The sequence below is a fragment of the Pseudomonadota bacterium genome (assembly GCA_010028905.1).
Taxonomy (GTDB): domain Bacteria; phylum Vulcanimicrobiota; class Xenobia; order RGZZ01; family RGZZ01; genus RGZZ01.
The window spans coordinates 1-11,401 of record RGZZ01000124.1; the positions used below are offsets into that span (position 1 = coordinate 1).

An 11,401-nucleotide genomic window follows, 5' to 3' on the forward strand; every position below is an offset into this window, starting at 1 on the left:
ATGCCCACCAGACCCGTGTTGCTCACCACGACCCCGCCGCTGAGCGACTGGGCCGCCAGCACGACGGGGTTCGCGTTGGTCGACGCGACGTTGATGGGGGCGGCGATGGAGCCGATGCCGCCTGACGCGCGCAGGGCCACCGATGCGCCGCGCACCGTGCCGCCGTTGTCGGTGATGGAACCGCTGGCCGAGACGAGGCTGACCTCGCCCGCCGTGCCCGCGGTCACGTCGTTGACGCCCAGGGCGATGGTATCGCGGGCGTGCAGGGCCACGTTGCCCGCAGCCGTGATGCCGCCGCCGTTGAGGGTGAGGCCACCCGTCGGCGCGACCAAGGTCACATCGGTGCCCGCGTTGATGCCATACGTCGAATCGGTGACGGTGAGGTCGCCGGAGAGGCAGAGCGCCACCGTCGATGCGGTCGACCGCATGCCGTGGAACGTGCTCACGCCACCGCCACCGAAGCTCGAGGTGTCGATGCTGCTCACGGCCGTCACAGTGAGCGAGCCGGTCTGGCTGAAGTAGCTGCCGCTGGTGAAGCTCAGCGAGCCGATCTCGCGCACGTCGAGCAGCAGCGCGTGGCCCGTGCCCGAAGCGCCGATGCCGATGCCGCAGAGCGCCGCCCGATAGCCGCGCAGGGTGCCGCCGTTGTCGATGAGCGATCCGCCGGTCGATATCACGCTCAAGGTGCCGTTGGTGCCATTGGCCGTGAGATCGTAGCCGCCGAGGTTGATGTCGCCGCTGGCGAAGAACACCACGTCGTAGCCGCTCACGCCCCCTCCGGTGAGGGTGATGCCACCGCCATGCGAGACGAGGCACACGCGGCCAGGCCCCGTGATCGGCTTGCCCACGGTGAGCAGATTGCTGGTGGCGAACACCAGGTCACCGCCGCCCACAATGCCGTTGAGTGCCGTGGCTGCCGCGCCACCGCAGCCGGCGGTTGAGACGGTGGAAACCGAGCCGAGCGTCACGCTCGCCACGCTGTCACTCAGGAAGATGTCGCCGCTGCTGGTCGCTGCGAGAGCGGGCGCCACCAGATTGACGGGGTTCAGCGCGGTGCCCACGCCGGTCGCGCCCGACAGCGCCACCTTTGCGCCGCTCACCACGCCCGTGCCGTCGGTGATGGCACCGCTGGCCGAGACGAGACTCGCGGTGCCACTGGTGGCGCCCGCCGTGACGTTGCCGCTGCCGAGGCTCAGGTTGCCACTGGCATAGAGGGCCACGTTGCTCGTGGCACTGGTGGTCGAGATGTTGCCGCCCGTAAGCGACACGGTGCTGCCCGACGACGTGACATACACGTCGCCACCCGCCCTGACGTCGCTGCTCACCGTGAGGGCGCCCGCGGTGGTCACGCACGCCGTGGTCGAGGCATTCACGCCCGTCAGGGTCGCGGCAGCGGCGCCGCCGCAGCCCAGCGTCGAAAGGGTGTTCACCGTGCTCACGTCGAGTGCGCCCGTGGTGCTCACGAACACCCCGCCCGTGGCGCTCGAGGCGGCCATCCTGGGGGTGCTCAGCTTGATGGCGTTCACCGCGGTGCCCACGCCGGTGGCGCCGGACAAGGCCACCTTCGCGCCGCTCACCACGCCGGTGCCGTCGCTGATGGCGCCGTTGGCCGAAACCAGACTGGCCTCACCGGAAGTGGCGCCCGCCGTGACGTTGCTGGTGCCAAGGCTGATGCTGCCGTTGGCGTACAGGGCTACGTTGCCCGTGGCACTCGTGGTCTTCACGTCAGCACCATTGAGGGTGAGGGTGCTGCCCGAGGAGATGACGTACACGTCGCCACCCGCCGTGACGTCTTGGCTCACAGTGAGCGCGCCCGTCGTGGTGACGCAGGCCGTGGTCGAGGCGCTCACCCCTGTCAGGGTGGTGGCCGCAGCCCCTCCGCAGCCGAGGGTCGAGACGGTGTCGACGCTGCTCACCGCAAGCCCGCCCGTGTTGCTCACGAACACGCCGCCCGCGGTGCTCGACGCGGCCACCGTGGACGTGCTCAACGTGATGGCGCTCCCCGATGCGCCCACGCCGGTCGCGCCGGAGAGGGCAACTTTGCCGCCGCTCACCACGCCGGTGCCATCGGTGATGGAACCGTTCGCGGAGACAATGCTGGCGGTGCCGTTGGCGCCCGCAGAGATGTTGCCGCTGCCGAGGCTGATGTTGCCATTGGCGTACAGGGCCACATTGCCGGTGGCGCTGCTCGACGAGATGGTCGCGCCGCCGCTGAGGGTGATAGCGCCGCCGGTCGAGACAACATAGACATCTCCCGCGCTCGAGAGATCGGCGCCCAGCGTCAGCGCGCCCGCGTTCACGAGGCACAGGTCGGAGGCGTTTCCGGACTGCAGGCCCGACACCAGACGCGCGGCCTCGCCCCCGCATCCGAGGGTGCTGATCGTATAGACCGCGCCAATGCCGAGGGCACCCGTGCCCTTGACGAAGACGCCGCCGTTGACGCTCCTGGCCGCCACCGTGGTGCTGCCGAGCAGCACCGGCGCACCCGCGCTGCCCACAGCATTCGAGGCGGAGAGCACGACCTGGTTGCCGTTCACCACGCCCGTGCCATCGGTGATGGCGCCGTTCGCAGAGACCAGGCTGGCAGTGCCGCTGGTGCCGCCCGCCGTGACGTTGTTGCTGCCGAGGCTGAGGGCGCCGCTGGCGTACAGCGCCACGTTGCTCGTGGCGCCCGTGGTCGAGACGTTGCCGCCCGTGAGCGACACCGTGCTGCCGGATGAGGTGACATACACGTCGCCACCACCGGTGATGTCGTTGCTCACGGTGAGGGCACCCGTGGTGGTCACGCACGCCGTGGTCGAGGCGCTCACGCCCGTCAGGGTCGCGGCCGCGGCCCCACCGCAGCCCAGCGTCGAGATGGTGTTCACCGTGTTCACGTCGAGGGCGCCCGTGCCGCTCACGAACACACCGCCCGTGGCGCTCGAGGCGGCCAGGGTCGACGTGCTCAGCTTCACCGCGTTGCCCGCGGTGCCGACGCCGGTCGACCCCGACAGCGCAACGCTCTTGCCGCTCACCGTGCCGCCGTTGTCAGTGATGGAACCATTGGCGGACACGAGGCTGGCCTCGCCAGACGTGGCGCCCGCCGTCACGTTGCCGCTGCCGAGGCTGATGGTGCCGCTGGCATACAGCGCCACGTCGCTCGTGGCGCCGCTGGTGGTGACGTTGGCGCCATTGAGGGTGAGCGTGCCCCCCGACGAGGTCACGGCGACGTTCCCCGAAGCCGTGATGAGATTGCTCACCGTGAGATTGCCCGTGGTGGTGGCGCACAGCGCTCCCGAGGCCGAGAGCCCGGTGAGCTGCGATGCCGCGGCACCGCCGCAGGCGCTGGTGTCGAGGGTGCTCACCGTGCTCACGGTGAGCGCGCCCGTGTTGCTCAGATAGACCGCGCCGCTGGCGCTGCGGGCCGCGAGCGTTGCGGTGGCGAGTGTGATGGCATTGCCAGACGTCCCCACGCCGCTCGCGCCCGACAGCGCGACCTGGTTCGCCGTGACCACACCTGTGCCGTCGGTGATGGCGCCGCCGGCCACGAGGCTGGCTTCGCCCGACGTCGTCCCCGCATTGATGTTGCCGCTGCCGATAGCGATGTTGCCGCTGGCGTACAGGGCCGCGCTGCCGCTGCCCGTGCCCGCCGACACGTTGCCGCCGGTGAGCGAGAGATTGCCGCCCGTGGACACCAGCGTGGCGTTGCCGCCAGCAATCACGTCGCTGCTCACCGTGAGCGCGCCCGAGGTTCTGATGCAGAGATCGGCCGACGACGAGACCCCAGTGAGGGTCGCGGCGCCCACGCCGCCGAGCGCGGCCGTGCTCAAGGTGCTGATGGTGTTGATGTCGAGAGCGCCCGTGTTGTTGATGTACACGCCGCCACCGCTGCTCAGCACGCTGAGGGCAGGGGTTGTGATCAGAATGGCTTGGGCCGAGGTCCCCACACCCGTTGCGCCCGAGAGCGCCACCGTGTGGCCGGTCACGCGGCCCGCGCCGTCGGTGATGGCCCCGGTCGCCGAGACGAGGCTCACCTCCCCGCTGCTGGTGCTGGCGGTGACGTTGTTGCCCCCCAGGGCCACGGTGCCGCTGGCGTAGATGGCCACGTTGCCGCTCGAAGCGACCACATTGCCGCCGTTGAGGGTGATCGTCGCCCCCGTGGAGGGCGCGGTGATGGTCACATTGCCGCCGCTGCTGCTCACATTGTTGAGAACGGTGATGTTGCCGTTCGTGGTGGTGAGCCCGAGGTTGCCCACCGCGCTCACCCCCGTGACCGGGGTGTTGCTGCAGAGCGTGTTCAATGTCGTGACATTGAAGGTCTGCGTCTCAGTGAGCGTGAGCGCTCCGGCTGACGACACCGCCAGGTTGGGCGCCGACACCGTGAGGGTGAGGTTGCTCGCCGGCGAGGTGCCGTGGGTGATGAGGGCGATGCCGTTGCCCGCCGTGATGACGGGGTTGCCCACCGAGGTTGCGCTGTTGTCGATGATGGTGCCTGTGCCCCCGGTGCCGGCATTGAGCGAGACGTTGTGGGCGTTACCCGACCCCAGGGTCTGGCCGCTGCCGATGGTGATGTTGCCGCCGGCCTCGAGGCCGAGATCGTAGCCGCTGGCCACGGTGGGGGCCGAGGTCAGGGTCATGGCGCCGGTGGTGACCACGCACACGTTGCCCGACGTGGCCGAGCCGATGCCCGTGATCTGCTGGGCCGTGGCGCCGCCGCAGCCGGAGGTGTCGAGGGTCGAGTAGGTGCCGACCGTGAGCGCGCCCGTGTTGCTGAGGTACACGCCGCCGGTGGCGCTCGCCGCGGCGGTGTTCGACACGGCAAGCTTGATGGGGTTGAGGGCCGTGCCGATGCCGGTGGACGCCAACAGTACAGCGGTGTAGCCGTTGATGCCCCCGCTGCCATCGGTGATGGCGCCGTTCAGCGAGACCGCGCTCGCCTCGCCGGAGGTGGTGCCTGCGTTGAGGCTGTTGGTTCCCAGACTGATGTTGCCGCTGGCGTAGAGGGCCGCATGGCCGTTCGTGGCATTGGCGGAGACGTTGCCGCCACCGAGCGTGATGGTTCCGCTGGGCGCCGTGAGAATCACGTTGCCGCCGGCGGTGACATTGCTCGCCACGATGAGGTTGCCCGTGATCTCGAGGCAGATGTCGCCGTTGGCGGCGCTCAGACCGACGCTGGACGAAGCGGTCGCCCCACCGCAGCCCGAGGTGTCGAGGGTGCTGTAGGTGCCGATGGTGAGGCCACTTCGCTCACTGTTGAGAACGAGCGACCCCGTGCTGCTCGTGGCCGCCAGCTGGCCAACCGCTAGGTTTAGCGGCGTGCCCGGGGCACCCGCGCTTGTATACGTGCGCATCACCAGGCGATTGCCGCTGATGAGGCCCGTGCCCTCGGTCACGGTGTCCGTGACCGAGACGAGGCTCACCGTTCCGCTCGTCGCACCGGCCGTCACATTGTTGTTGTTGAGCGCGATGGTTCCGTTGGCATGGATGGCCACATTGCCGCTCGTGCTCGTCGACGTGACATCGCCGCCGCTCATGGTGACGCTGCCGCCAGACGACACCACCGTGGCATTCCCTCCTGCGGTGATGTCGTTGTTCACGGTCAGGTTGCCGGTGGTGGAGACGCACACGTCGGCCGTCGTCGACGTGATGCCCGCGATCTGCTGCGCCGCGGCACCGCCCGATGCGGACGAGTCGAGGGTGGATACCGTCCCCACCACAAGGTCGCCTGTGTTGGAGATGTACACGCTGCCGCTCGTGCTCAACGCGCCCACGGTCACGGTGGCCGGGTCGGTCAGCAAGGGCTTCGCCCCGGTGCCGATCCCTCCGGGTGCCACGAGTGCGATGGTGCGGGCATATACCGTGCCGCCTCCCGCGTCGGTGATGGCGCCACCGCTCGAGACCAGGCTGGCCTCGCCCGAGGTCATCCCGGCGTTGATGTTGTTGGCGCCACTGATGGCGATGCTGCCGTTGGCATACAGCGCCACGTTGCCCGTGCCGCTGGCCGCGGTGACGCTGCCCCCGTTGAGCGTGATGGTGTTCGACGCCGATGGCGTGCCGGTCGATGACACCAGCGACACGTCGCCCCCGCTCGTCACATTGGCCGCAACCACCATCGAACCAGTGCCACGCACGCTCACATCCTGTCCCGCCGTGGTGGCCGAGACCCCCGTGAGGGTACCGCTCACGCCGCCGATGGCGGTGGTGTCGACGAGGCTGTACTGACCGATGTTGACGCCGTTGCCCGTGTCTTTGATGTAGATCGAGCCGCTCGTGCTCTGGGCCGCCAGCTGCGACGCGTCGATGACGAAGTCGCTGCCCGACGCGCCGAGGCTGTTCACGGTCTGCAGCACCACGCGGTTTCCAGTGACCGTGCCCGTGGTCTCGGTGATGGTGCTGCCCGAGGCGAGGCTCACCGTACCGGTGGTGCGGTTCGCCGAGATGCTTTTGGGCCCTAGAGCGATGGTGCCAGGGCTGTACAGGGCGACGCTGCCATCGCGCGATGCAATGCCGTTGATGGCCTGACCGCTGCACAGCCCGTTCATGGTGTAGACAGCGAATCCGGTCGAAAGACTGTCGACCAGCGAGACGCTGCCTTCGCCGTAGGCCGCCAGGTTGGGGGCAGACACGTTCAACGCAAGGGTCGTGACTCCGTGGATCTGCAGCCCGATGGCGTGCGCCGCGGTGATGACCGCGGTGGTTGTGGTGCCTGTGTTGTTCACGATGGTGCCGGTGCCGTAGCTGTACGAACCGTTCCGACCGGTCATGCCCGCTTCGAGCACGACATCGTGCACGTTGGCCGAGCCCAGGGTCTGCCCCGACTGCAGCGTGATGCTGCCGCCCGCCTCGAGACCGATGTCGGCGCCGTTGCCCACGGTGGGCGCCACATCCACCGACAACGCGCCCGCGGTGGCCACGCAGACGCTGTCAACGGTGGAGCTCACGCCCGCGATGGGCGCAGCGGTCACGCCGCCCCACCCGCTGGTGTCGAGAGTGTTCACGTTGTTGAGCGACAACGCGCTCGAGCTGTTGCTGAGGTTCACGCCGGCGCCCGTGCTGATCGCTCCCACCACGGCGGTGTTGATGAGAAGCGGCGTGGCACCTCCCACGCCAGTGGGTGCGATGAGCGCCACGGTGTAGCCGCTCACGCGACCAGTGGTTCCCGTGATGGCGCCGGAGCCCGACACGATGCTCGCCTCGTGGGGCGAGGTCATGCTGGCGCTCACGTTGTTGCTGCCGATGCCGATGCTGCCAGCTGCGTAGATGGCCACGTCACCGCCGCTGCTCGACACGTTGCCCCCGGTGAGGGTGATGGTGGCCCCCGTTGATGGCGCGGTGATGATCACGTTGCCCCCACCCGCCACATTGCTGCTCACCGTGAGGTTGCCAGACGTGGTGAGGCCGATGCCGTTGGCCGCGCTGATACCCGTGATGGTGGCCGAGGACGCGCCACCGCAGGTGATGGTGCTGAGGGTGTTCACCGCGCTCACATCGAGGGCGCCCGTGGCGCTGAGATAGACAGCCCCGTGGCTGCTCGAGGCGGCGACCGTGGGTGTGTTGAGCAACAGGCGACTGGCGGCTGCCGACGCGCCGATGTCATTGTAGGCCGACAGCGCCACCTGGCTGCCGCTCACGGTGCCCCCGTTGTCGGTGATGGCGCCGTTCGCCGACACGAGACTGGCGGTGCCCGTACCGCTGCCCGCTGTGATGCTGTTCGCCCCCAGGCTGATGTTGCCGCTGGCGTACAGCCCTACGCTGCCGCTGCTCGTGGTGGCCGACACGTCTGCGCTGCTGAGGGTGATGGTGCCCCCCGACGAGATGAGCTCGACGGTTCCAGGACCGCTCACCACGTTGTTCACGGTGAGGTTGCCGCTCGTGCCCACGATGACATTGGCTGCGGTCACAGCCGTCGAGGTGACCCCCGTGAAGGTCTGGGCCGCGGCCCCCCCGTCAGCGGTGGTATCGATGCTCGACAGCTGTCCGATGGTGAGCGCGCCGCTCACGGTTGTCGTGCCTGCCATGTTGCACACGTACACGCCGCCGGTGGGGCTGATGGCCGCAATCGTCGGCGTCACAAGATGAATGACATTGCTGCCCGTGCCGATGCCCGTCTCGCCGCACATGGCGACCGACAGACCGGTCACAACGCCCGTGCCGTCAAAGATACCGCCCGTGGCCGAGACGATGCTCACCGCGCCGTTGGTTGCGGTGACGTTGTAGCTGCCGAGGCTGATGTTGCCGTTGGCGTAGAGGGCCACATTGTCGCCCGTGCTGCGGACGTACCCGCCATTGAGGGTGATGCTGCCGTACGGGGCCACGACATACACCGGCCCGCTCCCGTTCACGTTGCCCGCCACCGTGAGGTTGCCCGACGAATAGACGTGCACGGGGGTGGCCGCATCTGTCGACGTACCTCCGTTGGTGTTGTCGACACCGCTGATCGTGGGATGCGCCAGGCCGCCGTTGAACCAGCTGCCGGTATCGACCACAGAGACCGATCCGATGGTCAGCGCGCCCGTGGAATTGTTGACGTGAATGGCGCCCCCGCGGCTCAGCAAGGCCAGCACGGTGGCGTTGATGTTCACCGGGCCGAGGGTGCCGAGGTCGTAGCCCGGCGAGTAGCGGGTATCGAACACCACGTTGTAGCCGTAGATCTGACCAGTGGTCTGGGTCACCGTGTCGTTCACCGATGTGAAGCTGGCGGTGCGATTGCCACTGGTCGAGCCCGCCCGGATGTTGAAGCCTCCCATGGCGATGCGACCGCTGGCATAGAGGCCCACATTGCCGCCCGTGCTGTTGACGGCATTGCCGTTGACATCGCCGCCAGTAAGGGTGATGGCGCCTCCCGTGGAGACGAGCAGGATGTCGCCCCCACAGGTCACGGGCTGGTTCACCGTGAGGTCACCGCTCGCGGCGATGCCCACGAGCGTAGGCGCGTGAACGCCCGTCACCGTCTGAGAAGCCGCACCACCGCAGCCCGAGGTGTCGACGGTGCTCACCTGATCGATGGTGAGTGAGCCCGCGTTCTGGAGGTAGATGACCCCGAAGGCCCCGGTCGACTGGGCCGCGAGGTTCATCGTGGCCGACCCTACCGGGGTGGCCAGCTGTAGCACACCCGTGCCGGTCGAACCGATGGATCCCTGGGCCGAGAGCACCACGCTGGGGGCGCTGATGACGCCCCCATTGTCACCGATGGAGTCGTTGGTGCTGACCACGCTCACCTTGGTGTGCCCCGTGAGGTCGTTCGCACGCAGATCGATGTAGCCGTTTGCGTAGAGCGCCACGCTGCCCGTGGTGGCCGTGACGTCGCCGCCGTTCAGGGTGATGGTGTTGTTCACGTTCGATGAGACATCGGCGGACACGAGGGCCACGCTGCCCCCGGCCGTCACATCCGCGGCCACCACGAGCGCGCCGGTGGTGTGCACGCAGACGTCGCCCGGGGCGGTCAGGCCCACACCGCTCGACGTGACGTACCCGCTGCTACCCGCATAGGCCGAGGTATCGACCACGGCGTAGCGGCCGATGGTGAGACCGGTCCCCTGGTTGTCGATGGCGGCCGAGCCGCTGCCCACCGAGCCGGACAGATGGGTGGTGCTGACCTCGAGGGGCGAACCCACGCCCGTAGCGGTCTGAAGCACCACGGTGCCCGCGGTGACGAGGCCGGTGGTCTCGGTCACGGTATCGGCAAGCGAGACGAAGCTCGCGGTGCCCGTGGCGTTGGCTGTGACGTTGCTTGCGCCGAGCGAGATGGCGCCGTGGGCGTACATGCCCACGCTGCCCTGGGCGGCGCTTACGTTGCTCAACGTGGTGGTGCCATTGCCCTGCAGCGTGATCGTGCCCGAGGGAGCCACTGCGAGCACATTGCCGTTCGTACTCGTGACATTGCCCCCCACGCTGATGTCGCCGCCCTGCGCGTTGAGCGCAACCGTGCCGCTGCCCGTCACGGCGGCGCCGGTGGTCACGTCACCGCTCGCCTGCACCGTGACCGTCGACCCCGTGCTGGTGATGGTGGCTGTGGTGCTGATGTCTCCGTTGCTCGCAACGACTTGGGTGGCGCCGCCGCCCTGCACCGCGGTAGCCACGCTGATGTTGCCGGTGGTGGCGGTGAGGGTGACCGCGTTGGTTGCCACCGCACCCGTGGCGACCCCGCCGATGCCGCAGATGGCGGCCAGCGTGGTGTTGTCGGTGACGGTGAAGCCCTGGGTGTCGGTGAGGGTGAGGCTACCCCCCGCAAGCGCTGCGAGAGAGGGGGCGTTCACCGTCAGGGTGATGTTCTGGCCGTTGCCGTTCGACTGCAGCGAGATGCCATGCCCCGCCGTGATGACCGCAGAGCCAGGCGCCGGACTCGACCGACCGTCGATGATGGTTCCCGAGCCCGCGGCGCCGGCAACGAGCTCGACATCGTGGTTGGTCACGGTGCCGAAGGCCTGGTTGAGCGTGATGTTGCCCCCCGCCTGCATGGCGATGCTGGTGTTGCTGCCGCTGGCCACGGGAGCCGCGTTGAGGATGAGCGCGCCGGTGGTCTGCAGCCACACGTCGCCGGCAGCGGCGCTGATGCTGCCCACCGATCGGCTGGCCTCGCCATAGTAGCCCGAGGTGTCGACGGTGGACAGCGACCTCACCGTCAGCGACGTCGACGTGTTTCTGACGTAGACCCCGCCAGGAGCGGCCGAAGATGAGGTGGTCTCTGCCGCCAGGTTGGTGGCGCTGATGAGGATGGGATTGGCGCAGCTTCCCACGGCGCTGGAGGCAGAGAGCACCACCGAGGTGGCGGTGATGGAGCCGGTGGTATCGGTGATGGCGCCCGTGTGGGCCACGAGACTGGCGGTGCCGGCCGCGTTCACCGTATTGGCATTGAGGTCGATGTTGTTGAGGGCGTACATGCCCACGTTGCCCGCGCAGCTCGTGATGTTGCCCCCGTTGAGGATGATCGATCCACCCGGCGCCACGACATAGACGTTGCCGCAGGCGTACACATCAGACAGCACCACGATGTCGCCGGTCTGCTTGACGAGGTTGAGGGCGTTGCCCGCGTGGATGCCATTCACCTGCGTGCCGCTGCAGATGGCGTTCAGCGTTGTGACGTTGTACGAGATGGTGTCGTAGAGGTTCAGGTCGCCGTCGGTGTAGATGGCCAGGTTCGGTGTGGTCACGGTGAGCGTCCCGGTCGATGGCAGATTGTTCGCGTTGTTGTGCGAGGTGAGAACGACGTACCCGCCGCCATTGTTGAGATCGGCGTTCGACGTGGTGAGAATGACCGCCGACCCCGCCGGCGCGCCCGTGCTGTCGATGATGGTGCCGCTGCCGTTCATGCCGGCTTCGATCGACACCGCACGGGTGTTCGCGTCTCCGATGATCTGATTGGCGCCGAGAGTGACGTTGCCCCCCGCCTCGAGGCCGATGACGTGCCCCGTACCCACCGTGG

At 68.3% G+C, this 11,401-nt stretch carries 1 protein-coding gene; it reads right to left on the minus strand.

Translation table 11 applies throughout. The features are described from left to right. Positions 1-11,396, minus strand: an 11,396-nt coding sequence (locus tag EB084_10645; GenBank protein NDD28711.1) for an S-layer family protein, incomplete at its 3' end; no start/stop codon positions are given. Positions 11,397-11,401 lie beyond the last annotated feature (5 nt).